Genomic DNA, 23,468 nt, shown 5'->3' with positions numbered 1-23,468 from the left:
CACGGCGGATACGGAAATGCCGTGCGCACGACCGGAATTCCGTACCGTACGGGAATCGCGGGCGGCTCCGCACACCGTCTCGCGCGTCTCTCCGCCCCTACCACCGACATGCCCGCCGGACGACTCGCTCAGGGACATCGACATCTCATGACAGCCAAACTCGACAGCGCACTGGGTCTGTACCTCGAAGGAATTCGCGACGGCCACATCGAGCGGGCCCTCGACCGGTACACCGGCGATCGCTACATCCAGCACAGCACGGGCGTCGCGGACGGCAAGGAAGGATTCCGCGCGTTCTTCGCGTCCTTCCTTGCCCGCAATCCGCAGCGGGAGATCGAGGTGGTGCGGGCCATCGAGGACGGCCCGTACGTCTTTCTGCACGTGACCCAGACACTCGGCGGATCCACGCGGTGGGTGACGGCCGACCTGTTCGACACCGATGAGAACGACCGCATCGTCGAGCACTGGGACACCATCGTGCAGGGCGGGCTCACCACGCCGTCAGGGCACACGCAGACCGACGGGGAGACGCGGGTCACGGATCTGGAGCGGACCGAGGAGAACAAGGCCAGGGTCGCGGAGTTCGTCGCGGTCGTCCTGCAGGGCGGAGAGACCGGGCGGATCGGTGAATTCGTCTCCGCGGACTCCTATGTGCAGCACAGCCCCCATGTCGCCGACGGCATCGAGGGGTTCACCGCGTTCACGGCCGGCCTCGCCGCGGAGGGGAAAGCGCTCACGTACGGAAAGGTGCACCGCCTCATCGGGCAGGGGAACTTCGTCGTGACACTCAGCGAAGCCGACTGGGGCGGAACCCCGATGGCCGTCTTCGACATCTTCCGGCTGGAGAACGGACTCGTCGTGGAGCACTGGGACAATGCGGAGCCCATCCCCACGGCAGCCGAGGCCAGCAACAGCGGCAAGTTCTGAACCTCGGCAGAACAGGGGCCCGTTCCGGTGCGGAGCGGGCCTTTCCGCGTTCGCGCGCGACGGCCGTCGCGGGTTTCCGTACGGCCGTCGCGGGTTCCCGTACGGCCGTCGCGCGCGCTCACCGCGGCCGTTACGCGCTCCCGCAAGGGCCGCCGCGCGTCCGCGTACGCCCGCCGGCAGCCCTCGTCCGGGCCGTGACGAGGGCGCGTACGCCGCGTCTCCCCGGGTCGGCGAGGAGCGCGCCCTGCCTACTCAGCGCGCCACCAGCCGTCATGCCGCTTTCCCCTGACCACTACTCAAAAGTCATCACAACCCATCCCATACACGGGCAGTGCCCATGACAATTGCGACCGCTGCACTCAGGCCTCGGCCCGGAGCCTCGGACAGAGGCGAACCCACCATTTGATCCAGAGAGGACCAGGATGGGCGAGCACATGAAGCGGCGGTCGTTCCTCGCGGGAGCGGGCGCGGCCGCGGGGGCACTGGCCGCCGGCACACTGGCCGCGGGACCGGCCACCGGCGAGACGCGCAGCCGCTACGCCCCCGCGGCGGCACTGCCCGCCCCCGGGGACTCCGGCATCGACCACATCGTCGTGGTGATGATGGAGAACCGTTCCTTCGACCACTACCTCGGCTGGCTGCCCGGAGCGGACGGCAAGCAGGCCGGACTCCGCTACACGGACACGGCCGGCGTGGAGCACGAGACCCACCACCTCACCGCCTTCAACGGCTGCGGCTTCGCCGACCCCGACCACTCGTACGAGGGCGGCCGGGTGGAGCTCAACAACGGTGCGTGCGACGGCTGGCTGCGCGCCGGCGGGAACGACGAACTCGCCATCGGCTACTACGAAGCGGCCGATCTGGGCTTCTACGGCAAGGCGGCCCGTGACTGGACCGTCTGCGACCGCTACTTCTCCGCCGTGATGGCCGAGACCTACCCCAACCGGATCTTCCAGCACGCCGCGCAGACGGACCGGATCCACAACAGCTTCGACCTGGTGAAAGTCCCGACCATCTGGGACCGGCTCGCCGCGAAGGGCCTCAGCCGCCGCTACTACTTCAGCGACGTCCCGTTCACCGCCCTCTGGGGGACCAAGTACCTCGGCATCACACGCCAGTACAGCTCGTTCAAGTCCGACGCGGCCGCGGGCAAGCTCCCGGCGGTGTCCTTCGTCGACCCGCGCTTCCTGGGCGCCGGCATCGGGATGAGCGGGGACGAGCACCCGCTCTCCGACATCCGTGTCGGCCAGAACTTCCTCAACGGCGTGTACGAGGCCGTGACGTCGAGCCCCAACTGGGAACGCACCGTCCTCGTCGTCAACTACGACGAGTGGGGCGGCTTCTTCGACCACGTCGTCCCCCCGGAGGGCCCCGACCCGCGCCCCGACCTGGGCACCGGGCTGCGCGGCTTCCGCGTGCCCTGCCTGGTCATCTCGCCGCGGGCGAGAAGCCGGGTGGCGCACGACGTGTACGACCACGCGTCGGTGCTGAAGATGATCGAGTGGCGCCACGGCCTGGAACCGCTCACCGTCCGCGACGCCGATGCCCGCAACCTGGCCGAGGTGCTGGACTTCTCCACCCCGCCGGTCACCACGCCCCCTCCGCGCTACGACGTTCCGTCCGTGCAGGCCACGCCATGCCTGGACGCAGCCCGCGACAACGACGCCCACGAGGACGAATGGGCGAAACTCCAGGAGCACGCCCGGGAGCAGGGCTTCGACGTCGACTGACCGCGCGTCGGGCGGTCCGTCACCGGACCGCCCGACGCGGCGACCCTAGGGAGAAGTCATGAGCCAACGGCAGTCGGCCCGGCCGGAACAACGGGCCCGAACGAAGGCCACCGAAGCCACCGAAGCCACCGAAGCCACCGAAGCCACCGTCGACGCGGAGGCCCGGGCCCGCGTACGGGCGGACGAGGCCGCGATCACCGGCTCTCGCCGGACCGCGATGACGCTGAGGGGCGCCGCCAGGGAGTTCTGGCGCCACCCGTCGCCGTGGATGATCGGTGCCACCCTCCTCCTCCTGTCCGGGGCGCGGATCTCCGTCGGTGACTGGCGCGTTGAGGACGTGTACGCGCCCGTGGTCCTGATCGCGCTCTTCCCGGTCCTGGAGTGGATGATCCATGTCGTCGTGCTCCACTGGCGGCCGCGCCGGCTGGCGGGCATCACGGTCGACACTCCGCTGGCCAGGAAGCACCGCGCCCACCACGCGGACCCGCGGAACATCCCGCTGCTCTTCATCCCCTGGAAATCGCTGATCTACGTGATCATCGGCTACAACGCGATCTCCCTGCTCGCCTTCCCGCGGACGGGCCAGGCGCTCAGCTTCATGCTGACGGTCGCCGCGATCGGGCTGCTCTACGAGTGGACGCACTATCTGGTCCACAGCGACTACCGGCCGCGCAGCCGGGTCTACAAAGCGGTCTGGCGCAACCACCGGCTGCACCACTACAAGAACGAGCACTACTGGTTCACCGTGACCACCGCGGCCACCGCCGACCGGCTCTTCGGCACCTACCCCGCCCCGGCCGGGGTGACGACATCGCCCACCGCCAAGAACCTGCACGGGATCTAGCTCACAGGCGACGCCGCATGCTGCTCGCCGGAGCGGGATGACCCCCCGTTCGGTCCTGCTCCGGCGAGCTCCGGACGTACGCAGGGCGGTTGGGCTCCGGACGGAGCGACGCCGCCCTCCCCGCGTGGTGCGGGAAGGGCGGCGTCAGGTCACGCCGTACGACTCAAGCCGTACGGGCCGTCGTACGGGTCAAGCCGTACGGGCCGTCGTAGCGTCAGGCCGTGGGGACGGACATCTCCAGCTCGCGCTCGAGCTCCTGCTCCCGCGCGGCGCGGGCGGCGAAGGGGCACTGCCACTCCGCGGGCTTGGGGCGCCCGGAGTAGCGACGAGCCTCGGACAGCTCCTCGTACTCGTACAGATTCGGGTTGATGTCGCCCTGCAGCTTGATGTCCTGCTTGCGTATCTTGTCCGCGAGCCGGTCCCACATCCCGGCGCCCTTGATCCGGTCGAACTGCTCGTGGGAGTTGAAGGCCAGCATCGGGAAGGGAGGACGGCGGCCCCACCGGCGGTGGGTCTCGTGCAGGCCGATCACGAAGAACGGATGGCCGGCGACGCTGAAGGCGAATTCCTGCGAATCCGGATCGGACGAGTAGCCCTCGGCCCAGTGGTGATCTTCGGCGTCCTCCTCGTGGAGCAGCTGAAGCTGCTGCCAGAGGAGCTCTTCGAACCGGAGCTCGTCCACACCGCGCGGACCCTCGAAGGTCGCGACGAAGCTGGTGAACGTCCGGGCGCTCCAGTCCGCCGAGGCGACGAACTCCGCCAGATCGGCTGCCATCAGCCGCGCGGACGACTCACTCCCCAGCAGGTCGTAGTGCCGATGTGTGATGCCACCACGTCGCCAGGCGGAGCGGCCCGCCAAGCAGGAGAACTTCTCCCCCAGAATGAACTCCTCGACCTCACCACGCGCCATCGCAGACATGGCCAGCCTTCCTTCCACCTACGTGCCTCCTCGAAGGGAGATCATCTCCTTCTCGCATCCATGACCACCCGCCCCACCAGCAGCGACCCGGGCGCCCGAGGGCAGCGTCGACACACGCGCCGTACGCAGGAAGGGGTCCCGTCCGCTGAAGACTGGGGAAGGTCCGTGGGTGATTGTGACGGCCCGAGGCCGATCAACGAAATTCCCAGGTGAGCCCCATGATGACAGCACGACCGCGCAGGGGGGAAGGCACCCCCTGACGGCGATTTCGTACGGGGCCGATCGCCCTCGGCGCGAGGGGCTGCGGCGCAGGCCGGCGGAGGTCGGAGCGGCTTCGCACGACGACCTGCGCCCCCCCTGGAACGGGGGGTGCGACGGTTCCGGGGCAGCGGCCGCCCCGTTGCGGGCAGCGCCGTGGTGGGTGCGGAGGTCGCGCTCGCGCGCGGCGGCTACTTCCCTCGCGCGTCGGTGGCGACGTTGGCGGCCCAGCGCACGAGCGGCAGTTGCAGGGGCAGCCGCGCATACGCCGCCGCCTTCTGCGGCGCGGGCTTGTCGCGCCAGTCGTAAGCCATGCGGACGTTGGCCGGGAACACGGCGACGAAGAAGCCCGCCGCCGCGAGACCGCTCACCCGGCGGGTCCGGCGCGACGCGATGCCTGCGGCGAGGGCGAGTTCGACGGCCCCGCTGATGTGGGTCCAGGTCCGGGCGCGCCCGGGGAGCGACCTCGGCACGATCGCGTCGAACTGCCGGGGCGCCACGAAGTGGGCGACACCGGCGGTGGCGAGCAGGCCGGCGAGCATCGACGCGGACCGGGGTGCAGTGGGCAACGGAGACCTCCGTGTCGGTGGGGCCGGACGTGACCACCGCATTATTACCGTCGGGTAGCAACGAGAGCCAGGGGCGGATCGCCGTGACGGGACCGCATACGGCCCCGGAGACTCGTACGACCACGCTGCGGACCGGTACGGATGCGCACTGTCACGGGAGCGCCCAGGAGTGGAAGACCCGATCGGTTCCTGATGTTCTGGGAACGAGAGGGCTCACCCTCGATCACTCCGCGGTCCGACACACCTCCGCTTCGACCAGGAATGTTCATGGCACGTTCCCGCGCGGCACTGATCGCACTCGCCGGCGCGCTCGTCCTCGTACTGGCCGGCTGCTTCTCCGGCGGTGGCGACGGGGCGGCCGGCACCATGACCCCCCGGAGCGAGTCCCGCACGGCGACGGCACCCGGCGAGACGCCGACGTCCCGGCCGTCGGAGAGCCCGTCGACGAGCCCGTCGGAGAGCCCTTCGCAGGCCCCGGGGACGCCCTCGACCGAGCCGCCCCCGCGCGAGAACGACACCCGGGACCGGCCGGCCTCGCTGACGATCCCGGCGATCGGCCTGGAGGACCTGCGCGTCGTCCCGTACGAGGGCACGACCGACGACTGGCCGGGCACGCGGATCCAGAACCGCGGCGTCGCCGCCAGCCCGTACGGGGAGAAGGGCGGCGTCGGCCCCGGCCAGGTCGGCAACTACCTCGTGACGGCCCACCGCCTCTCCGCCGGCGGGCCCCTGCGCGATCTCCCGTCCCTGGGCGAGGGCGATTCGGTGATCGTCACGTCGGGAGGCACGATCTACGAGTACAGGATCACCGACAGCCGGAAGACCTCCTTCCGCTCCGAACGGTCGCTCGCCGAGCAGCGGGCGGCGGTCCCGGGCTCCCCCGGTGAGCGCCCCCGGGAGGCCGTGATCACCCTCTCGACGTGCGCGACGCCGGAGGACGACGCGGCCGGGAACTTCTGGCGCGACGACCGGGGCAACCCCGAGCACCGCATCGACAAGGTCGGCGTCCTGGCTTCGACGCGGAAGGCATCCGGCGCCCCGGCCTCGCCGTGACGGGCCCGTCCATCACCGGCACCTCCCGGATCCACCCCTGACGGCACCTCACACCCTCGCCTCCGCCCGACATCTGACACACCATCGGATGGCCCGTTTCGACCAGTGTGAGGTGAGGGAGCGTCAAGATGCGGACATACGGGCGTACTTGGACGCGCGCCGACGCGCCGGAGCCCTTCAACCCGTCGGCCCTGGTGACAGGCTGTGCCTTCGGTGGCACGCTCGATCCGGACATGCAGCGCGCGTGTTCGACACCGGCCGGCGGGATTCGACGGCATCGTGCGGACCTCGACGGGAGGACCGCCGCGTGAAGGAGGCGCCGAGACGTGAGCTTCTGGGAGTACCTGGGCACCCGCTACCAGCAGTTGCTCGTGGACGCCTATCAGCACGCCAGCGCCGTCTTCCAGTGCATGGTCGTCGCGACCCTCATCGGGGTCCTCGTCGGCGTCCTCACCTACCGCACCGAGTGGGCGGGCAACCTCGCGATCACCACGACCGCGACCATCCTCACCGTCCCCTCCCTTGCCCTCATCGGCCTGCTCGTCCCGCTCGTCGGTCTCGGCGTCGCCCCGACCGTCGTCGCGCTGACGCTGTACGGGCTGCTGCCCGTGGTCCGCAACGCGGTCGTCGGGCTGCGCGGGGTCGATCCGGCGCTCGTCGAGGCCGCGAAGGGCATGGGGATGTCGCGGGTCGCCCGGCTGATCCGGGTCGAACTGCCGCTCGCCTGGCCGCCGATCCTCACCGGCATCCGTATCTCGACCCAGATGCTGATGGGCATCGCGGCGATCGCCGCCTTCGCCTCGGGGCCCGGGCTCGGCAACCAGATCTTCCGCGGGATCTCCAGCCTGGGCAGTGCCAACGCGCTCAACGACGTGCTGTCGGGGACGCTCGGAATCGTCGTCCTGGCCCTGCTGTTCGACGCCGCGTACGTGCTGCTCGGACGGCTCACCATCTCACGGGGGATCCGTGGCTGAATCTGCCGAAACCGCCGAACCCACCGCCGCGCCGCTGGGAGCGGCCGAGCCCTCCGGCCCCGCACGGCCGAACGGCTCCGGACCCGGGACCGGGACCGGGACCGGGACCGGAGCCGGGGCGAGCATCCGGCTCGACGCCCTCACCAAGCGCTATCCGGACAGCCCCGCTCCGGCCGTCGAGGACGTCACCCTGGACATCGCGGCCGGCGAGACCGTGATCCTCGTGGGGCCCTCGGGCTGCGGCAAGAGCACCACCCTCAAGATGATCAACCGGCTCATCGAGCCGACGTCGGGGCGCATCACGATCGGCGGCGAGGACGTCACCGGCATCGATCCCGTGGGGCTCCGCCGCACCATCGGCTACGCCATCCAGGCCGCGGGGCTCTTCCCGCACATGACCGTCGCCGAGAACATCGCCCTCGTACCGAAGATGGCGGGCTGGCCCCGGGCGAAGGTGCGCGACCGGGTCGAGGAGATGCTCCATCTGGTCGGGCTGGACCCCGGGGAGTTCCGCGGCCGCTATCCGCGTCGGCTCTCCGGCGGCCAGCAGCAGCGCGTCGGGGTGGCGCGGGCCCTGGCGGCCGACCCTCCCGTCCTCCTGATGGACGAGCCGTTCGGGGCCGTCGACCCGATCACCCGTGAGCGCCTCCAGGACCAACTCATCCGTCTCCAGAGGGAGTTGCGGAAGACCATCGTCTTCGTCACCCACGACTTCGACGAGGCCGTCAAGGTCGGCGACCGGATCGCGGTACTGCGCGACCGGTCGCAGATCGCGCAGTTCGACACCCCGGAGGCGATCCTGGCCCGTCCGGCGGACGACTTCGTCGCCGGGTTCGTGGGCGCGGGCGCGGGAGTGAAGCGGCTGAACCTCAAGCTCGTACGGGAGGTGGAACTCGCCCGCGTCCCCACCGCCGGCGTCGGCGACCCGCTGGAGACCCTACTGGCACTCCTGGAGGCGGGCCCGGCCTCGCCTTCGTCCCCGACCTCCCCCGAGCATGTGCTCCTGCTCGACCGGGACCGGCGCCCGCACGCGTGGCTGCGGCGCGAGGACCTGACCCGCGCCCGGAGCGCGCAACCCGTGACGGACCCGCTGCCGTTGACGGCGGGCGTGCCGGTGCGCGGCCGGATCGGGGTGGGCGGGACGCTGCGGGACGCACTGGAGGCACTGCTGGCCGACGGTGCGCGCCCGGTCGCGGTCACCCGGGAGGACGGCACGTATCTCGGCGCTGTCGACATGGCGACACTGCTGAACGCGGTGAACGCGACACCGGACGGGGCGGCGGACGGGGCGGCGGAGGGGTCGACGGGAGACCCTGCCCCGGAGGACCGGCCGGCGGTCCCGGAGGAGCGGTCCGCGGCCCGAGGTGAGCCGTCGTGAGCCGGACCGAGGTCCAGGCCGGGGCCGGTGACGGAACCGCCTCCGAGGCCGGTCACCCCGCTCCTGACCCGGGCGCACCAGGAGCCCGGACGGCCGCACCCGACCGGCTCCCGCCCCGGATCACCTGGCAGAAGCTGGTGACGATCCCGGTGTTCGTCGCGTCCGTCCTCGGCGTCACGGCGCTGTACCTCAAGTCCACCGAGCTGGACTCGATCGCCAGGAACGCCCTCGCCGGCGACGCCGTGCGCACGGCACTCGTCCAGCAGACCGAACTCGTCGCGATCTCCACCTTTTTCGTTCTCATCATCGCGATCCCGCTGGGCGTGGCGCTGACGCGCCGCAGCCTGCGCCGGGCCGCCCCGCCGATCATCGCGGCCGCCAACATCGGCCAGGCGACACCGGCGCTCGGCCTGCTGGCGCTGCTGGTGATCTGGCTCGGCATCGGCCGGCGGGCGGCGCTCGTCGGCATCGTGGCGTTCGCCGTCCTGCCGGTGCTCAGCAACACCGTGGCCGGGATCCGGGCGATCGACCCGACGCTCGTGGAAGCGGCGCGCGGCATCGGGATGTCACCGCTCCGCGTGCTGTCCCGGGTCGAACTGCCGCTGGCCGTACCGCTGATCCTTGCGGGCGTCAGGACCGCGCTGGTGCTGAACGTCGGCACCGCGACCCTGGCCACGTTCGGCGGCGGCGGAGGGCTGGGCGACCTGATCTCCTCGGGCATCACCAATCAGCGCATGCCGGTGCTGGTGCTCGGCTCCGTCCTGACCGTCTCGATGGCGCTGATCGTGGACTGGCTGGGGATGCTCGTCGAGATGCGCCTGCGTCCGCGCGGCCTGGAGGGGGACTGATGGGCCTGTCACGCGTACGGACGGCAGCCGCGGGCGCGAGCCTCCTGCTGCTCGCCGCCACGGGGCTGAGCGGCTGCGGGCTGACGAGCGGCAGCCCGCTGGCCGACTCGGTGCGGCCCGGCTCGATCGGGAAGGGGCAGCCGCTGAAGGGCGCCCAACTGACCGTCACCTCCAAGGAGTTCACCGAGCAGATCATCCTCGGCAAGATCATGGGGCTGGTCTTCAAGGCGGCCGGCGCGGAAGTGCTGGACCGGACGAGCATCCAGGGCTCCATCGGCGCCCGCGAGGCGGTCAAGTCCGGTGCGGCGGACGGGATGTACGAGTACACGGGCACTGCGTGGATCACCTATCTCGGGAACACCAAGCCGGTCATCGATCCGTACGAGCAGTGGGAGGCCGTACGCGACGACGACCGCCGCAACGGCATCACCTGGCTGCCCGCGGCCCCGCTCGACAACACGTACGCGCTGGTCGCGAATCAGGCCAACGCGAAGAAGTACGGCCTGCGCACGCTGTCCGACGTGGCGCGGCTGTCGAAGAAGGACCCGGGCGCGGCCACGATCTGCGGCGGGAGCGAGTTCGCGGTGCGCGACGACGGCCTGCCGGGTGTGGCGAAGACGTACGGCTTCCGTCTGCGGCCGGGGAACTTCAAGAAGATGGACGACGGCGTCGTCTACACCCAGGTCGCCAAGGGCGCCGCCTGCACGCTCGGGGTGGCCGCCACGACCGACGGCCGTATTCCGGAGCTGAAGCTGAAGGTGCTGGACGACGACCGGCACTTCTTCCCGAACTACAACGCGGCGCCGGAGATGAACAGCGCCACGATGAAGAAGTATCCCGCCATCGCCGGGCTTCTCGCCCCGATCACGAAGCGGCTGACGGCGGCGGAGGCCCAGCGGCTGAACGCACGGGTGGACGTCGGGGGCGAGGACCCGCACGAGGTGGCCAAGGACTGGCTCGTGCGGGAGGGCTTCATCCGGGAGGGCTGAGGGACGGGCCGTGTGTGCGACGGCGGCCGGGCCCGCGGGGACGTGCGGGCCCGGCCGTTCGCGTCACTGTTCCCGAGGACCCGGGTCCCGTGGGGTGGTCCCGTGGGGTGGACCCCGTGGGGTGGGTGATCCTGTGGGGGTGCCGGGTCTCGGTCGGTGGGCGTCCTAGTCGTCCCGTCCGCCGGACCGGACGACCTCGACGTCGGCGGAGTCCAGCAGGACGACCCGGTGGTTGTACTGGACGGTGTAGTAGCTCTTGCTGCCCTTCACGACCTTGCTCTCGGGCCGCTGCGGCGTGACCTTGAAGAAGTCGTCCGCGGAATCCGGGGCGTCGTCGGCCACGTAGGCCTGACCGGTCGGCACCGTGTACATGCTCAGCGGCTCGAAGGTGCTCGGCGACAGACCGTCGGGGTACTCGGACGGCTGCGGGAACGCCATTCCGTACACCGGGGCCGGGTCGTCGCCGTCCTTCGCGGAGACGATGGAAACGCCCTGCGCCGGCCGGGTGTTCACACCGTCAGGATTGTGGAACCAGACCTTGGAGCCGCTGAACCAGATCGCCGTCCAGTCCCCGCTGACATCGGCGACGACGAACTGCTGGCCCGTCACCACGGTGCTGCCCCAGTCGTCGATCCGGTTCGTCCCGGAGTCGCCGTCGTTCAGAGCGGGATCACCGAAGAGCGGGGCATCGGATTCCGGAGCCGTGCGCACGAAGAGGAAATTGGACGGCCCGGTCTGAGTGGTACAGGGCTTGGGGTCACCCGAGGGCGTATTGCAGACCTGGACGGTCTGCTCGTTCGTCTCGAACTCCGGCGAGATGGTGACCGCCGAGCCGACGGCTGGTGTCCCGCTTTCGCCCTGCGGGTCCTCGGGCGCACCGACCATCCGCATGAAGCGATTCCAGTCCCAGTACGGTCCGGGGTCCCAGTGCATGGCCTTCACGGACTTGCTCGCCGGGCCGGGCACGTTGTCGTGGCCGATGATGCTCCGGCGGTCCAGCGGAATGTCGTACTTCTCCGCGAGGTGCTTCACCAGCTCGGCCGTGGCCCGGTACTGCTTCTCCGTGTACCACTCGGCCCCTTCGGCGGCGAACCCTTCGTGCTCGACGCCGACGGAATGCATGTTGAACCAGTAGTTCCCGGCGTGGAAGGCGACGTTCTTCGTCGGCACCATCTGGGTCACATCGCCGGTCGAGGACTGCAGCACGTAATGCGCCGCGGTCGTCGCCTCCGGCTTCTTGAATTCGTCGATCCCGCCCTCGTACGAGCCTTCGAGGTCATGGATGACGATGTAGCGCACTCCGCCCCTGCCGTCGGCGCCATTCGCGACCTGGTGGTTGGCGGCCCTGCTGTCGACCGGCTCGAAGGTGCACGTCACATCGGGCGGGCATTCGGTCTCCGCCGCGGCGGCCTTCTTGAGTCCGAGTTCTGCGAGCTGGGCGGTGTCCGGCTTCACCGCGGTCTGCGCGGTGAGCTTGAGCTGCTGCCCGGATGTCGTGAGACGACGGACGCCGTCGGTGAGGGTGGAGAACACGCGGTCGGCGTATTTCCTCGCGGCCGACGGGTCCGCGTACTGGCTGTACTTGGCCACCGCCCCGTACCAGTCAGCCGGATCCGGCGGCGTACTGCCCGTCACCTTCTTCTGGTACGAGGCGAGCAGCGCCGCGCCGCCCCGGATGTTGTGCCGTGCGTCGTCACGCAACTGCGCGGCGGGCGTGCCGGTCAGTCCGGCCGCCGTGGTCAGGGTGTGCAGTGCGGGATTGGCGGCACTGTCGGTCAGATCGTCCCGCCCGGCCGCTCCGGCACTTCCCTTCGCAATCATCGACGGGGTGACGTGGGTGAGGTTCATCGGGCCGTAGCCGCCCTCGGTGTTGTATTCGCCCTTGTGGGCTTCCCACCGCGACTCCTGATAGGAGACGGCCATCAGTACGGGCAGCGGCACCTGGAACTCCTTGGCCGCATCGGCGAAGGCCCGCTGCAGGTCGGGCGAAGCCGGTGCATCCGTCCGGGAGGAAGGGACGGTGGCTGCCGCGCCGGCCACTCCCAGGGCGGACAGCATCAGTGCGCCCAGCATCATGGCGGGAGGCAATCGGCGAATCTTCACGGTGGGTGGCCTTTCTGGGGCATGGGGGGATTCCGCGGCGCGTAAGCCGACCACCGTAGAGGTCGGCACTTGCGCCGAACATGCGCGCGGGATTGTCGTCTGCGTGCTCCAGGGGGCGGCGTTCCAGGGGCAGAATGCGTCCTGCGTACTGCCCCTGTGCCGACGCCCACCGTGAGACTCGTGCACCGTGAACGGTGTCCGTGGTCCGGCGCATCGGTCTCGGAGATTTCTCAGGGAAAACCTCACTCCCACGGGTGAGAGGGGAGAGGGCGCGCGGGCCACGAGCGGTTCGCGAGTGCTACGAGCGGTTCGCGAGTGCTACGAGCGGTGCTGCGCGACCGGACGCATTCCCCGCCGGGGAGCACATGGGGTGTCCGATCGGTCACCATGAGCCACCGACCGGTGAGGTATTCCTCCTAAAAACAGCCCTCAGAACGGCCCCGACCGGCGCCGGTTCGCACGGCGCGCGGGTTCCGCCCGCCCGTGATGCACTGGAAATGCCAATGGATGTGGGAGGTGCGTCGTGTTCGGTCGCGTCGGCAAGTACCGCAACATCTTTCTGGTGTGGCTCATCTGGCCATTGATCACCCTGGGCATCTATCACCTGGTCTGGTACTACAAGGTCAATCGCGAAGCCCGGGACTTCGACCAACGGATCGAAGTGGAACCGGCGGTGTCGGTCATTGCCATCACCCTCGGCTGGTTCCTGATCATTCCGCCGTTCATCTCGGTCTACAACACGGGCCAACGCATTGCCCGGATGCAGCGCGCGGCGGGGATGGAGTCCTCCTGCAACCCCTGGATCGGCCTCATCCTCATGATCGTCGCCGGTCTGCACCCGCTGTACTACCAGTACGAGCTGAACCGGATCTGGGAGCACTACCAGAACCCGGCGGAGGGCGAGCAGGTGGCACTGGCGGCCTGAGGGGAGACAGGGCCTCGGAGGCACTCGTCCGGCCGCGGTTCTCCCTGCCCCTACAGCCGGTCCCGCATACGGGCGCGCGGTGTCACCAGGACCAGGTGGTCGGGCTGCGGCGACGTCCACCGCCCCGGCCCCGATTCAGGGCGCAGCACCCACAGGGCACCGCCGCGGACGTCCGTGACGATGCCGCGCCGCCCGGCGTCCCTGTCGTGGATCAGATCCCCCACCCATGGCGTTCTCCGGCCGGTCATCCGCGTCCCTCCCCGCGCAGCTCCGCCCACACCCGCTTGCCCCAGGGCAAGGGGTCGCTGCCCCACACCGCCGCCAGGTCCTCAACGAGCACCAGGCCACGCCCGCTCTCGTCCTCGTCTTCCGGCATGCCCGGCCGAGGCGGCATCGTCGACTTGTCCACGACGCCGATACGCACGCGCGCCGCCCCGGGCCGGGTGACGGTGACGCGGAGGGAACGGCTCCCTGAGTGCCGTACGGCGTTGCCCACCAACTCGGAGACGACCACCACGGCGTCCTCCACGTACCCGTCCAAACCCCAGGCCAGGAGTGCGGCGCGAACCAATCTCCGGGCGGTCGCCGCGCTCTCGGGTTCACAGGGCAGGGTCTCGCTGTACCCGGGGCAACCGGTGGGTCGTGCCCGCGTCGAAGGGTGCGGCATGTCGGTCTGCTCTCTCGCATCGGCCTGGCACGGAGCCGTTGGCACGGTCTCCGAGGTGTTGTCCGATCATGAAAGCGACCCGCCGGACACGTCTCCAGGGACGCAACATCCCACTTTCACGACGCTATGCGCCGACCCCCAGGAACTCGGCCAGCGCGCTCAGCCCCGGCGGATGGTTGGGGAGCGCCCACAGGTCGCGCACGATGGCCACGGCCAAGGTGTGGTGCTGCATCCAGGTGGGCGCCACGCGGCGCAGGGACTCCAGCGTCTTCACGGCTCCGGCGGCGTCGCCGATGTCCGTGTGGGCGCGGGCCACATCGAGCAGCAGCCACGTCCTCCAGGACGGTGGGGTGTCCTTGCTCAGCCGCATCCCCTTGGCCAGCGCCAAAGCGTCCTGCGGGTGCCCGTACTGGACGGCGAGACGGACGCGTTCGATGCGCACGGACGACGGACTGAAGACGCTGACCATGCGGTTGTCGCCCCCGTCGGGCAGCTTGGAGACTCGGGCGGCTTCCTTCTCCGCCGTCTCCATCATCGTCGCCGCACGCTCGTAGTCACCGCTCCGCGCGGCCGACGTCGCGGCGCTCATGGTCAGCGCGCCCCACACCTTCAGAGCGTCGGCGGTCTCGGTACGGCCCGAGGGCGCCATGTCGTCGGCGACACGAAGGGCGATGCTCAACGCGTCCTCCAGCCGTCCCTGCCGTTGGTACGTCCATGCCATGGAGTTGACGATCATCGGCACGAGCAGGGGATCGGAGGACTGGCCCGCAGCCTCTATCGCACGCTCCAGGCTCGTCAGGGCGAGGTCCGTCTTGCCCATCCGCACGGCGACGTGCCCGGCGAGCTGAAGTGCCTTGCCCAGGGCCGCGAAACCGGCCCTGCGGTCGTCGTCGACGACCGAGGCCGTCGCGGTACGTGCATCCGCGATCAGATCCGGCAGCGCCTTCATCACCGTGTCGAACTCGGCGGCGTGGTACTGCGTCCAGCCGTCCGCGATCTGCTCGCGCAGCCGGTCCAGCGAGAAGCCGGGCCCGGGCGGCGTGGGCTCCGGCCCCCAGAGCGGGGGCATGATGGCACGGCGCACGGCCACGAAGCGGGGCCCGTCGTTCTCGCCGGTCGAGGAGACCGCGGGAGGATCACCGAGCAGCGTGGTCAGCTCCACGCCGAGCCCGTTCGCCAACGCGTGCAGCGTGGGGAGGCGTGCCGAGTGTTTCCGGCCTTGTTCGAGCTGACGGATCACATCGACGGACACACCGGAGCGCTCGGCCAGCTCTTCCTGGGTCAGGGCGGCCAGACGGCGCAGGCGGCGCAGGGCCCGCCCCAGGTCTTCGTTTGCCACGCTGCCACCGTACGCTGCCACGCTCCGTAGGCAGCGGGGAGCAGCTGATGGAATCGCCCACCGCGACGGTGCTCGCTACGGCTGCCGGTGAGTGCGAAGGGCAGCGTCATCGGATGGTGATCGTCTCTGGCGGTGCCACGGAGGACGGAGTCTTCGTGAGGACCAACCAGTCATCCGGCTAAACGCCTGCCACACTCGACCACTTGGCGAGCAGAGGGATTTCACCGGTCGCCTGAGCTTGGCAGTCGCAGGTCTGACCGGCAGAGAACAGGCTCTGACGCGGAGTCACTGTCTCGGCGTGCCCTTCTGCATCGTCCCAGCCAACAGCAGACCGGCTCCCGCCACCGCCGCCAGCGCTCCGGCGGACAGGAAGCCGCGCGAGGAACGCCAGGACAGCACCGACCACCGCGACTGGGCGGACAGCAGCGATCCCGTGCTCAGCCATGATCCGGCCGAGATCAGCGACAGCGCGGAACCGATCGAGCCCGCCGACAGGGTGCTCCCGACCGAGCCGACGGACAGGGCCGAGCCGACGGACCCGATGGACAGGACCGACCCCACCGAGCCGATCGACAGCACCGAGTCCTGCGACCACAGGGACAACACCGAGCCCGAGGGGCCATGACGCTTCGACAGCGGAGACGACTTGGTCATGGCGCCATCCTGCCCCTGGAACTCGCGAGTCCGCGCACCGGTGAGAGGGTCGATCGATCGGTCACGCTGATGCGGGCACGACGGATCCTCTTCGAACCCGCGAACCCGTACAGGTCAATGGAGGGTGGGTCGGTAGATGAGCTCTTGGATGTGGCCGTCGAGCGTCCGGCTCTCGAGCAACTCCAGGTCGAAATCGACCGCACCCCGGAAGATCGGGTCCAGCCCGGTCCGACCGGTGATGGCAGGGAAGACCGTCACCTGCACGCGGTCGACCAGACCGGCGGCCATCAGCGCCCGGTTCATCGACAGGCTGCCGTGCGAGCGCAACGGCACATCGGACTCCTCCTTGAGGCGGGCGACGACGTCGACCGCGTCACCGCTCACGACGGTCGCGTCCGGCCAGTCGAGGGGTTCCTCCAGCGTCGTCGACACCACCGTTGTCGGCAGGCTCCTCATCCGCGTGACCCACGGGTCACGCACGTCGGACTCCTCCGTGCTCGAAGCCAGCATCTGCGCGAAGGCCCGATACGTGGTGGCCCCGAAGACCATCCGCTGCTCCGGGCCGTACAGAGCCAGGCGGTGTTCGAGCAACTCGGGGCCCTGCTTGCCCCAGTAGCCGGTCCAGTTGGCGCTGGCGGCGCCGTAGCCGTCGAGGCTGGAAAAGACGTCGAAGGTGTAGGTGGCGGTCATGTCGCTCTCCTCAGGTGCGGTCGATCTGTGGGTACAGACGGGGAACCGCTGCGAAACTCATCGCCATCGGACCGGCCACAGCGTTGTGCAGGCGCTTCTCCTCATCAGGCCCTCACGATCCAGGTCCTGGAGCTTCCGCCGTTGTCACGACGCGGCCCAGCTCCACTTCCGAGTGACCGGGCGGGGCGGGCGTGCGGGCTGCTCGCCGTACGGGAAGCCGTTGGCACCGACCGCCGACGGCACGAGGCTCATGGCAGTCATCCGACGGGCGCGACCCGCGGATACGTCACCGGTCAGCTGCCACCGACGGTCTCGTTCGGGACGAAACCGAGGTCGATGGGCACGGTCGGCGCACCGGCCGACCGCACGTCGGCGAGCAGTTCGGGCAGCTGCGGAGGCCACAGCGGCTCGGAACCACCGGACAGGTCACCCGGCGACCACCACCGCCACCGCAGGATCCCGTCCGCGGCATGCGACGCCGCGAGGTCGCCCAGCGGATCCCGGCGGGGGCCCTGCGCGAGGAAGATGTGCTCGTGCTGCCGGACGGGCACTCCTGCCCGGGTGAAGTCATGTTCCCAGAAGCACAGCAGGGCGCCGCCGACATGGACATCGGTCCACCCGGTCTCCTCGCGCAGTTCGCGCTCGGCCGCCTGCAGCGGCGACTCGCCGGGCTCCAGCCCGCCGCCGGGCATCGCCCAGTGGACGCCGACTTCCTCGTTGTCGTACCGGAACAAGAAGACCGAACCGGCCGGGTCCAGGACCGCGACTCTGGCTGCCTGCCTGGGGATCCGCATCCCAGCAGCCTGCCAGGGGCGGATGGCACTGTCGATCAAGTGAACTCGGGTCGGTCGGGCCGAAGGCATCGAGCACCCCTTCGCCTCGGGCCCCTGACGATCCGTCATGGATTACGGGTAGGCGGTGCCGCTACGGGGACGGTCCGGAGACCGCCATGAGCACGTGACCTGCAAGCGGCGAAAGGCAGATCAAGCCCCTTGGCTCGAGCCGTCTCGGTAGTCTCCCAAGACAGATGGCTTCGCGACAGCGGTGCGCGACGGAGGGGGCGACTGTGGCCAAGGTCAACATCAGTCTCGATGCCGAGCTCGTGGTGGAAGTGATGGTCCTGGCCGGCGTCGGTTCACCCCAGGACGCCGTCGAACTGGTCGTACGCGACTACATCGCCCGCGGCCATCACACCGAGGCGCGCACCGGGCGCAAGGACCAGACGCTGCGCGAGGTCGAGGTCAAGCCTCAGGACCCGCAGGGCTGAGCGTCACCAGCCCGCCCCGCCCCAGACCACCCGGCTGCCCTTCACAGCGCGACCTGCCCCCGGACCGGCGGTCCCTCGACCTGACCGGTGCGGCTCTCGGCGCCCACCTCGCGGCGGCCCGTCACAGCGCATGCACACACGCACGCGCACACGAAGAAGCCCGTCGACCTGGAGCTTCGCTCCAACTCGACGGGCTCTGTGCACCGTCGGGACGACAGGATTTGAACCTGCGACCCCTTGACCCCCAGTCAAGTGCGCTACCAAGCTGCGCCACGTCCCGGTGCCCGTGCGGCTCGGGGTTTCCCCCTGCCGACCGCGCACGAGAACAATACCGCACCTCACGGGGTGGTCGGCCACCCCATTCCCCGGGCGGGGGTACGTACGAGATCCCACGACGGGTGAGTACGGCGACTCATGCGGTCGTCCCGCCCGGTGGAGAGGCTACGGCCATGAGCGCATCGAGACATCAGCAGAACACCACCGCATTCTTCGCCCAGGCCGCGATCTCCTTCGGCATCTCGCTCGCGGCCGTGGCGTACGGCATCGCGAAGCTGTCCGTGGGGGCTTGGGAGCGGGGGTTCCTGGCCCTGGGCCTGATCTTCGTCGTGACGTCGAGCTTCACGCTCGCCAAGTGCATCCGGGACCGGCAGGAGGAAGAGGGGACCACGGGCCACGGCGACAAGGCCGCCGGCTGGGGAGGCTGACCCCGCAGGGCACGGGTCGGGGCGTTACCTCACGGGGTACGGGCCGGGGCCGGCACCCCGCGGGGCACGGGCCGGGGTCGGGGCGGCGGCGACCGGATCCCGGCCCGGGGAGGCGCTTGGCCGGCGGACGTGCCCTGCCACGACATACCGCCGGCCGGCACCCGGTGCGACGCCGGTCCGGCGCTGCACGGCTACGCACCGTGGTCCCGCGAAGCCCACGTTTGACCTCAAGCTAACTTGAGGTTGCACGCTCGCCTCATGACCACCACAGCGCAGCCTCCCGCCCACCCCTACGCCGACCTGACCCGCCTGATGGCGCTGATGACCGGCGACGAGAAACACGGGCCCACGGCGACCTCGACCCTCGACGCGCTCTGGGTGCTGTACGACCGCGTGCTCCAGGTCTCCCCCGGCACCGTCGACGCCCCCGAGCGCGATCGGTTCCTGCTCTCCAAGGGGCACGGACCGATGGCCTACTACGCCGTCATCACCGCCAAAGGCTTCCTTCCCGAGTCGCTGCTGCCGGGGTTCGGGGCGTACGACTCGCCGCTCGGCCACCATCCGGACGGAACGCTCGTCCCCGGCGTCGAGATCGGCAGCGGCTCCCTGGGGCACGGCCTTCCCCTCGCCGTCGGGACGGCGCTCGGACTGCGGGCGCAGGGGCTGACCGGCCCCGCCGTCTGGGTGCTGATCGGGGACGCCGAGCTGGACGAGGGCAGCAACCACGAGGCCATCGCCTTCGCGCCGTCCGCCGGGCTCGACCGGCTCCACACCCTCGTGATCGACAACTCCTCCGCCACCCATGGCTGGCCCGGCGGCATCGCCTCGCGCTTCGCGACCGCCGGGTGGTCGGCGATCACCGTCGACGGGCGCGACCACGACGCGCTGTACCAGGCGTTCACCGCGCCCCACCCCGGACGTCCGCACGCCGTCGTCGCCCGCGTCGAACCCAAGGGCGCCTGAGCGTCCGACGCCGCCGCGTGCGCCGGTACGCCGGTGCTGCCGGCACAGCCCCCACCCCCGTACGAAAGAAAGAGGCCCCCATGGACACCATGCGCGAGCGGTTCGCCGCCACCCTCACCCGCCTCCTCGACGAGGACCCGCGCGTCGCGGTCGTCCTCGCAGAGATCGGCAGGGACGGCTTCGTCGAGGCCGGGCGCCGGCACCCCGACCGCGTGATCAACGTCGGCATCCGGGAGCAGCTCCTCATCGGCACCGCCGCCGGGCTCGCGATGACCGGGCTGCGGCCCGTCGCGCACACCTTCGCGAGCTTCCTCGTGGAGCGGCCGTTCGAGCAGGTCAAGCTGGACTTCGGGCATCAGGACGCGGGCGGGGTGCTGGTGAGCGCCGGAGGCTCGTACGACTGGCCCGCGGGCGGCTACTCCCACATGGCGCCCGGCGACGTTGCCCTCCTCGACACGCTCGACGGCTGGACCGTGCACGTGCCCGGCCACCCCGACGAGGCCGAGCGCCTTCTGCGCCATGCCGTGGCCGCCGGCGACGACAAGGTGTACGTGCGGCTGTCCGTGCAGCAGAACTCCGCGCCGCGGCCCGTCACCGGGGACGGCTTCGTGACCCTGCGGCACGGGCGTGAAGGAGCGGTCGTCGCCGTCGGGCCCATGCTCGACAACGTCCTGGCGGCCGTGGAGGGCCTGGACGTGAGCGTGCTGTACGCGCCCACCGTGCGGCCCTTCGACGCCTCCTCCCTCCGCGCGGCCCTGGGCGGGCGCGCCGACGTCGTGCTCGTCGAGCCCTACCTCGCCGGGACCTCCACCCCCGCCGCGAGCGACGCGCTCGCCGACATCCCGCACCGCGTCCTCGGACTCGGTACGGCACGGCGCGAGCTGCGCCGCTACGGCACCATCGAGGAACACCTGGCGGCCCAGGGCCTCGACCCGCGCGCCCTGCGCCAACGCATCAGCGGCTTCCTCGGCCTGGCCGTCGCCGCGGCCTGATCAAGCGCCCGCGGACGGGCAAACACTGTTCCCAGCACGCCGCCCGCGTTCCCCCGCACGTCGCCGCTGTTCCCCGCACGTCGCGCCGTGCGGGGGACCCGAGTCCATCCCCGGCCTCTACGGTGTCGGCGTCTCCTCGCCCTCCGCCGCGTACGCCTCGGCCAGCTTGCGCGGAGCCGTCAGCCGCCACGCGTCCAGGAGGATCGCCGCCAGTTCGTCCGTGTCGTCCAGCGCGGAGAGCCGCACGCGCAGCCACGCGAAGTTCTCGTCGTGGCCGGGGCGGAGGAAGAACTTCTCCGGCTCGGACGCGATCAGCTCCTCCCGGTCCTCGATCGGGCACTTCACGCCGATGGACGCGTCGTCGTCCCCCAGCGAGGCGAAGATCTTTCCCTTGACCCGGAAGGTCGGCATGCCCCAGGCGAGTTTCTCCGCCGTCTCCGGCAGGGCGAGCGCGATTCTTCGGACGTCCTCGGCAGTGGTGCCCATCCCCCGGTCTCCGTTCTCGGCTGTGGCTCCGTGGTCCCCTCAGTGGGGGCGGCACCGGTCCCCGGTCCCCGTCCCGGTGACGGATCTGGCGTCCTGCCCCCACTGCCACCGACCGTAGCCCCCGCCACTGACAACCGCGCGGGGTGCGCGCGAAGCCCTGCACCCGGACCCGTGCGCGAGCCGAAGCCGCGGCTCCCCGGCCCGGCCTCAGACGTGCTTGTCCATCCACCCCAGCAGGTCGTGCTGCACCTCGTCGCGGTTCGTCTCGTTGAGGATCTCGTGGCGGGCGTTCTCGTAGCCCCGCCAGGTCAGGTCCTCGGAGCCGAGGTGGCGGAAGTCCTCCAGCAGCTCGTACACCAGCGTCATCCGCTGGTTGCACGGGTCCTCGGTACCGACCGCGATGTGGACCGGGAGCCCGGCCGGGATGCGGGCGAGGTTGCGCGGGTCGTTGATCTTGCGGGTGGCGCGGACCCAGTCCAGGGCGAGGCCCGCGCTGAACGCGAAGCCGCACCGCTCGTCCGCGGCGTACGCGTCCACCTCCCGCTCGTCCCGCGACAGCCACTCGAATCCGGTCCGGTGCGGGTACGGGTCGTTGAAGGAGGCGAACAGGTCCGGGATGAACGAGGAGAGCGCCGCCCTGCCGCGCTCCGCGATCTCACGCTCCAGCGCGGCGATGGCGGTCTCCGTCTCGGCACCCGGCAGGGAACGGAAGGTGCCGGACAGGATGAGCCCGGCGAGCTGGTCGCCGTACTCCTGCGCACAGTCGCGGGCGAGCATCGAGCCGAGGCTGTGGCCCAGCAGGATCAGCGGCGCGCCGGAGTGCTTCGCGCGGGCCCGCTCCCCGATGGCCCTGAGGTCGGCGACGATCGCGCGCCATCCGTCGCTCCCCGCCACGCCGTAGCCGCCGGTCGCGGCGGCGGTGGCGCCGTGGCCGCGGTGGTCGGAGGCCACGACCGCGTAGCCGTGCCCGGCCAGGAAGCGGGCGAACCGGTCGTAGCGCAGCCCGTGTTCGGCGGCGCCATGGGCGATCTGGACGAGTGCACGCGGCCTGGCCCCGCCCGTGGGGAGCCAGGTGTACGTGGCGACGCGTACGCCGTCGGGTGCTTCCACGTAGCTGGCGCGGTACGCCGTGCCCGTTCCGGTCGCGCCATCGGTCCGCTGCGTCATACGGCTCGCCTCCAGGTCGGGAATCCGCCGGCTCTCCCGGTCTACGGGCGCTCCGGGCGGGAGCCGTCCGGCGCGCTCGTGGGCTGAAGCTATGCACCGGCCGTTCCAGCGTCAACAGGCCCTTTCCGTACGGGGAGACAGCTTGTTGACGGAGCGTCACCTCAACGGATCGGCCTGCGCCCGCCAGGAGTTCAGTGGTGATCAGGAGCGCCGCTGTGGCCCTGGTGGCCGGTGATCTCCCGGTGCGCCGCGGCGTACTCCTCGGCGGTCGGCTTGGCGATCCGGCTGTCCTGGCCGTAGAGGGCCTCGGACAAGCGTGCGCGCAGCTTCTGCGTGCGCTTGATCTTCCGCCGTACGCCGACCTCGTCGACCTCGTCGACCTCGGGGCCGAGCTCGAGCGGCCTGTACTGATCATGCTGCGTGAGCGAGTGCAGCTGCTGCTGCGACAGCGGCTCGTGCACCTCGATGAACTCACCGTGCGGCAGCCGCTTGACGATGCCGGTCTCACGACCGTGCAGCACCTTGTCCCGGTCACGCCGCTGCAGACCCAGACAGATCCGCTTGGTGACGACGAACGCCGCAACGGGCCCCGCGAAGAAGGCGATACGCACGAACCAGGTGATCGCATTGATGGACAGATGGAAATGCGTGGCCAGCATGTCATTGCCACCGCCGATCAGCAGAACGCCGTACGCCGTCAGCCAGGCGACACCGAAGGCGGTACGGGTGGGGGCGTTGCGCGGGCGGTCCAGGATGTGGTGCTCGCGTTTGTCCCCGGTGACCCACGATTCGATGAACGGCCACACCGCGAGGGCGAGCATCACGACCGGAAACAGCATCAGGGGAAGGAACACACCCAGGGCCAGGGTGTGCCCGGCCACCTCGATCTCCCAGCCGGGCATGGCCCTGATGAGCCCTTCCGGCATTCCCATGTACCAGTCGGGCTGGGCGCCGGTGGAGACCTGGTCCGGAATGTAGGGCCCCAGAGCCCAGATCGGGTTGATGCTCGCGATCGCCGCGAT

24 protein-coding genes, 1 tRNA gene and 1 pseudogene are annotated in these 23,468 nt (G+C 70.4%); 13 read left to right on the top strand and 13 right to left on the bottom strand.

What is annotated here, in order from left to right:
* The first annotated feature begins 147 nt into the window (after positions 1-147).
* The 3 genes from ABZ822_RS25235 to ABZ822_RS25225 all read left to right on the top strand — a co-directional run bounded on the left by ABZ822_RS25235 (position 148) and on the right by ABZ822_RS25225 (position 3,501).
* Positions 148-927 (top strand): nuclear transport factor 2 family protein, encoded by a 780-nt coding sequence (locus ABZ822_RS25235; RefSeq protein ID WP_360858526.1) that lies wholly within the window; start codon positions 148-150, stop codon positions 925-927.
* 422 nt (positions 928-1,349) lie between these two features.
* Complete coding sequence (locus tag ABZ822_RS25230) at positions 1,350-2,657, top strand: alkaline phosphatase family protein (RefSeq protein ID WP_360858523.1); 1,308 nt, start codon at positions 1,350-1,352, stop codon at positions 2,655-2,657.
* A 58-nt stretch (positions 2,658-2,715) separates the two neighbouring features.
* A complete protein-coding gene (locus ABZ822_RS25225) occupies positions 2,716-3,501 on the top strand; it encodes a sterol desaturase family protein (RefSeq protein WP_360858520.1) in 786 nt (261 codons plus the stop codon).
* A gap of 214 nt (positions 3,502-3,715) precedes the next feature.
* Here ABZ822_RS25225 and gntA read toward each other — a convergent pair whose 3' ends face one another.
* Together gntA and ABZ822_RS25215 are read right to left on the bottom strand one after the other, a co-directional pair.
* A complete protein-coding gene (gene gntA, locus ABZ822_RS25220; RefSeq protein ID WP_360858517.1) occupies positions 3,716-4,420 on the bottom strand; it encodes a guanitoxin biosynthesis heme-dependent pre-guanitoxin N-hydroxylase GntA in 705 nt (234 codons plus the stop codon).
* A gap of 449 nt (positions 4,421-4,869) precedes the next feature.
* Positions 4,870-5,247 carry a hypothetical protein gene (locus ABZ822_RS25215; RefSeq protein ID WP_360858514.1) on the bottom strand — a complete coding sequence of 126 codons (378 nt, stop codon included), beginning with the start codon at positions 5,245-5,247 and terminating at the stop codon, positions 4,870-4,872.
* A gap of 267 nt (positions 5,248-5,514) precedes the next feature.
* Here ABZ822_RS25215 and ABZ822_RS25210 point away from each other — a divergent pair, with 267 nt between their 5' ends.
* The 5 genes from ABZ822_RS25210 (at position 5,515) to ABZ822_RS25190 (ending at position 10,489) form a co-directional block, all read left to right on the top strand.
* Positions 5,515-6,300: a class E sortase gene (locus ABZ822_RS25210; RefSeq protein WP_360858511.1), complete on the top strand. Its 786-nt coding sequence runs from the start codon at positions 5,515-5,517 to the stop codon at positions 6,298-6,300.
* Between the two features lie 326 nt (positions 6,301-6,626).
* Positions 6,627-7,274 (top strand): ABC transporter permease, encoded by a 648-nt coding sequence (locus tag ABZ822_RS25205; RefSeq protein ID WP_360858508.1) that lies wholly within the window; start codon positions 6,627-6,629, stop codon positions 7,272-7,274.
* A gap of 124 nt (positions 7,275-7,398) precedes the next feature.
* Positions 7,399-8,652, top strand: coding sequence for an ATP-binding cassette domain-containing protein (locus ABZ822_RS25200; RefSeq protein WP_360858764.1), 1,254 nt, complete (start codon positions 7,399-7,401; stop codon positions 8,650-8,652).
* Entirely contained in the window at positions 8,649-9,500 is an 852-nt protein-coding gene (locus tag ABZ822_RS25195; protein ID WP_360858505.1) for an ABC transporter permease, read from the top strand. Before ABZ822_RS25200 ends, ABZ822_RS25195 begins: the two co-directional genes overlap by 4 nt.
* Complete coding sequence (locus tag ABZ822_RS25190) at positions 9,500-10,489, top strand: glycine betaine ABC transporter substrate-binding protein (protein WP_360858502.1); 990 nt, start codon at positions 9,500-9,502, stop codon at positions 10,487-10,489. The genes ABZ822_RS25195 and ABZ822_RS25190 overlap by 1 nt, the downstream gene beginning before the upstream one ends.
* Before the next feature lie 165 nt (positions 10,490-10,654).
* Here ABZ822_RS25190 and ABZ822_RS25185 read toward each other — a convergent pair whose 3' ends face one another.
* Entirely contained in the window at positions 10,655-12,565 is a 1,911-nt protein-coding gene (locus ABZ822_RS25185; RefSeq protein ID WP_360858499.1) for an N-acetylmuramoyl-L-alanine amidase, read from the bottom strand.
* 550 nt (positions 12,566-13,115) lie between these two features.
* Here ABZ822_RS25185 and ABZ822_RS25180 point away from each other — a divergent pair.
* Positions 13,116-13,517 carry a DUF4234 domain-containing protein gene (locus ABZ822_RS25180; protein ID WP_360858496.1) on the top strand — a complete coding sequence of 134 codons (402 nt, stop codon included), beginning with the start codon at positions 13,116-13,118 and terminating at the stop codon, positions 13,515-13,517.
* Between the two features lie 50 nt (positions 13,518-13,567).
* On the opposite strand, the gene ABZ822_RS25175 is transcribed toward ABZ822_RS25180, so the two are convergent.
* The 6 genes from ABZ822_RS25175 to ABZ822_RS25150 all read right to left on the bottom strand — a co-directional run bounded on the left by ABZ822_RS25175 (position 13,568) and on the right by ABZ822_RS25150 (position 17,661).
* Positions 13,568-13,765 carry a hypothetical protein gene (locus ABZ822_RS25175; RefSeq protein ID WP_360858493.1) on the bottom strand — a complete coding sequence of 66 codons (198 nt, stop codon included), beginning with the start codon at positions 13,763-13,765 and terminating at the stop codon, positions 13,568-13,570.
* Entirely contained in the window at positions 13,762-14,184 is a 423-nt protein-coding gene (locus ABZ822_RS25170; RefSeq protein WP_360858490.1) for an ATP-binding protein, read from the bottom strand. Before ABZ822_RS25170 ends, ABZ822_RS25175 begins: the two co-directional genes overlap by 4 nt.
* Before the next feature lie 124 nt (positions 14,185-14,308).
* The gene (locus ABZ822_RS25165) at positions 14,309-15,523 is read right to left on the bottom strand and encodes a helix-turn-helix transcriptional regulator (protein ID WP_360858487.1); all 1,215 of its coding nucleotides are present in this window, start codon (positions 15,521-15,523) and stop codon (positions 14,309-14,311) included.
* A gap of 285 nt (positions 15,524-15,808) precedes the next feature.
* Positions 15,809-16,177 carry a hypothetical protein gene (locus ABZ822_RS25160; RefSeq protein ID WP_360858484.1) on the bottom strand — a complete coding sequence of 123 codons (369 nt, stop codon included), beginning with the start codon at positions 16,175-16,177 and terminating at the stop codon, positions 15,809-15,811.
* 114 nt (positions 16,178-16,291) lie between these two features.
* Positions 16,292-16,867 carry a dihydrofolate reductase family protein gene (locus ABZ822_RS25155; protein WP_360858481.1) on the bottom strand — a complete coding sequence of 192 codons (576 nt, stop codon included), beginning with the start codon at positions 16,865-16,867 and terminating at the stop codon, positions 16,292-16,294.
* Between the two features lie 293 nt (positions 16,868-17,160).
* Entirely contained in the window at positions 17,161-17,661 is a 501-nt protein-coding gene (locus tag ABZ822_RS25150; RefSeq protein ID WP_360858478.1) for an NUDIX domain-containing protein, read from the bottom strand.
* Positions 17,662-17,933: 272 nt separating this feature from the next.
* On the opposite strand from ABZ822_RS25150, the gene ABZ822_RS25145 reads away from it, so the two are divergent.
* Positions 17,934-18,134 carry a type II toxin-antitoxin system VapB family antitoxin gene (locus tag ABZ822_RS25145; protein WP_360858475.1) on the top strand — a complete coding sequence of 67 codons (201 nt, stop codon included), beginning with the start codon at positions 17,934-17,936 and terminating at the stop codon, positions 18,132-18,134.
* 206 nt (positions 18,135-18,340) lie between these two features.
* On the opposite strand, the gene ABZ822_RS25140 is transcribed toward ABZ822_RS25145, so the two are convergent.
* Positions 18,341-18,414: transfer RNA gene (locus tag ABZ822_RS25140), tRNA-Pro, on the bottom strand.
* Positions 18,415-18,583: 169 nt separating this feature from the next.
* Here ABZ822_RS25140 and ABZ822_RS25135 point away from each other — a divergent pair.
* The 3 genes from ABZ822_RS25135 to ABZ822_RS25125 all read left to right on the top strand — a co-directional run bounded on the left by ABZ822_RS25135 (position 18,584) and on the right by ABZ822_RS25125 (position 20,793).
* Positions 18,584-18,838, top strand: a complete 255-nt coding sequence (locus tag ABZ822_RS25135; protein WP_360858472.1) for a YiaA/YiaB family inner membrane protein — start codon at positions 18,584-18,586, stop codon at positions 18,836-18,838.
* A gap of 258 nt (positions 18,839-19,096) precedes the next feature.
* A complete protein-coding gene (locus ABZ822_RS25130) occupies positions 19,097-19,801 on the top strand; it encodes a transketolase (RefSeq protein ID WP_360858469.1) in 705 nt (234 codons plus the stop codon).
* Positions 19,802-19,881: 80 nt separating this feature from the next.
* Positions 19,882-20,793: a transketolase gene (locus ABZ822_RS25125; RefSeq protein WP_360858466.1), complete on the top strand. Its 912-nt coding sequence runs from the start codon at positions 19,882-19,884 to the stop codon at positions 20,791-20,793.
* Positions 20,794-20,910: 117 nt separating this feature from the next.
* Here the strand turns inward: ABZ822_RS25125 and ABZ822_RS25120 are convergent, their stop codons facing one another.
* From ABZ822_RS25120 to ABZ822_RS25110, 3 genes and pseudogenes are all read right to left on the bottom strand, one after another.
* Complete coding sequence (locus tag ABZ822_RS25120) at positions 20,911-21,279, bottom strand: MmcQ/YjbR family DNA-binding protein (protein ID WP_360858463.1); 369 nt, start codon at positions 21,277-21,279, stop codon at positions 20,911-20,913.
* A 207-nt stretch (positions 21,280-21,486) separates the two neighbouring features.
* Positions 21,487-22,446: an alpha/beta hydrolase gene (locus ABZ822_RS25115; protein ID WP_360858460.1), complete on the bottom strand. Its 960-nt coding sequence runs from the start codon at positions 22,444-22,446 to the stop codon at positions 21,487-21,489.
* Positions 22,447-22,637: 191 nt separating this feature from the next.
* Positions 22,638-23,468 (bottom strand): annotated as a pseudogene (locus tag ABZ822_RS25110) (ubiquinol-cytochrome c reductase cytochrome b subunit); the annotation flags it as partial.

This window comes from Streptomyces sp. NPDC047108 (assembly GCF_040643575.1).
In the GTDB taxonomy this organism is placed as follows: domain Bacteria; phylum Actinomycetota; class Actinomycetes; order Streptomycetales; family Streptomycetaceae; genus Streptomyces.
This window is presented reverse-complemented; position numbering and strand designations above follow the sequence as displayed.

Bases quoted from the DNA above. Each gene is read 5' to 3' on its own strand.
- ABZ822_RS25235 (WP_360858526.1), top strand. From the start codon at position 148: ATGACAGCCAAACTCGACAGCGCACTGGGTCTGTACCTCGAAGGAATT.
- ABZ822_RS25230 (WP_360858523.1), top strand. From the start codon at position 1,350: ATGGGCGAGCACATGAAGCGGCGGTCGTTCCTCGCGGGAGCGGGCGCG.
- ABZ822_RS25225 (WP_360858520.1), top strand. From the start codon at position 2,716: ATGAGCCAACGGCAGTCGGCCCGGCCGGAACAACGGGCCCGAACGAAG.
- gntA (WP_360858517.1), bottom strand. From the start codon at position 4,420: ATGTCTGCGATGGCGCGTGGTGAGGTCGAGGAGTTCATTCTGGGGGAG.
- ABZ822_RS25210 (WP_360858511.1), top strand. From the start codon at position 5,515: ATGGCACGTTCCCGCGCGGCACTGATCGCACTCGCCGGCGCGCTCGTC.
- ABZ822_RS25190 (WP_360858502.1), top strand. From the start codon at position 9,500: ATGGGCCTGTCACGCGTACGGACGGCAGCCGCGGGCGCGAGCCTCCTG.
- ABZ822_RS25185 (WP_360858499.1), bottom strand. From the start codon at position 12,565: ATGATGCTGGGCGCACTGATGCTGTCCGCCCTGGGAGTGGCCGGCGCG.
- ABZ822_RS25175 (WP_360858493.1), bottom strand. From the start codon at position 13,765: ATGACCGGCCGGAGAACGCCATGGGTGGGGGATCTGATCCACGACAGG.
- ABZ822_RS25170 (WP_360858490.1), bottom strand. From the start codon at position 14,184: ATGCCGCACCCTTCGACGCGGGCACGACCCACCGGTTGCCCCGGGTAC.
- ABZ822_RS25160 (WP_360858484.1), bottom strand. From the start codon at position 16,177: ATGACCAAGTCGTCTCCGCTGTCGAAGCGTCATGGCCCCTCGGGCTCG.
- ABZ822_RS25155 (WP_360858481.1), bottom strand. From the start codon at position 16,867: ATGACCGCCACCTACACCTTCGACGTCTTTTCCAGCCTCGACGGCTAC.
- ABZ822_RS25150 (WP_360858478.1), bottom strand. From the start codon at position 17,661: ATGCGGATCCCCAGGCAGGCAGCCAGAGTCGCGGTCCTGGACCCGGCC.
- ABZ822_RS25135 (WP_360858472.1), top strand. From the start codon at position 18,584: ATGAGCGCATCGAGACATCAGCAGAACACCACCGCATTCTTCGCCCAG.
- ABZ822_RS25130 (WP_360858469.1), top strand. From the start codon at position 19,097: ATGACCACCACAGCGCAGCCTCCCGCCCACCCCTACGCCGACCTGACC.
- ABZ822_RS25125 (WP_360858466.1), top strand. From the start codon at position 19,882: ATGGACACCATGCGCGAGCGGTTCGCCGCCACCCTCACCCGCCTCCTC.
- ABZ822_RS25120 (WP_360858463.1), bottom strand. From the start codon at position 21,279: ATGGGCACCACTGCCGAGGACGTCCGAAGAATCGCGCTCGCCCTGCCG.
- ABZ822_RS25115 (WP_360858460.1), bottom strand. From the start codon at position 22,446: ATGACGCAGCGGACCGATGGCGCGACCGGAACGGGCACGGCGTACCGC.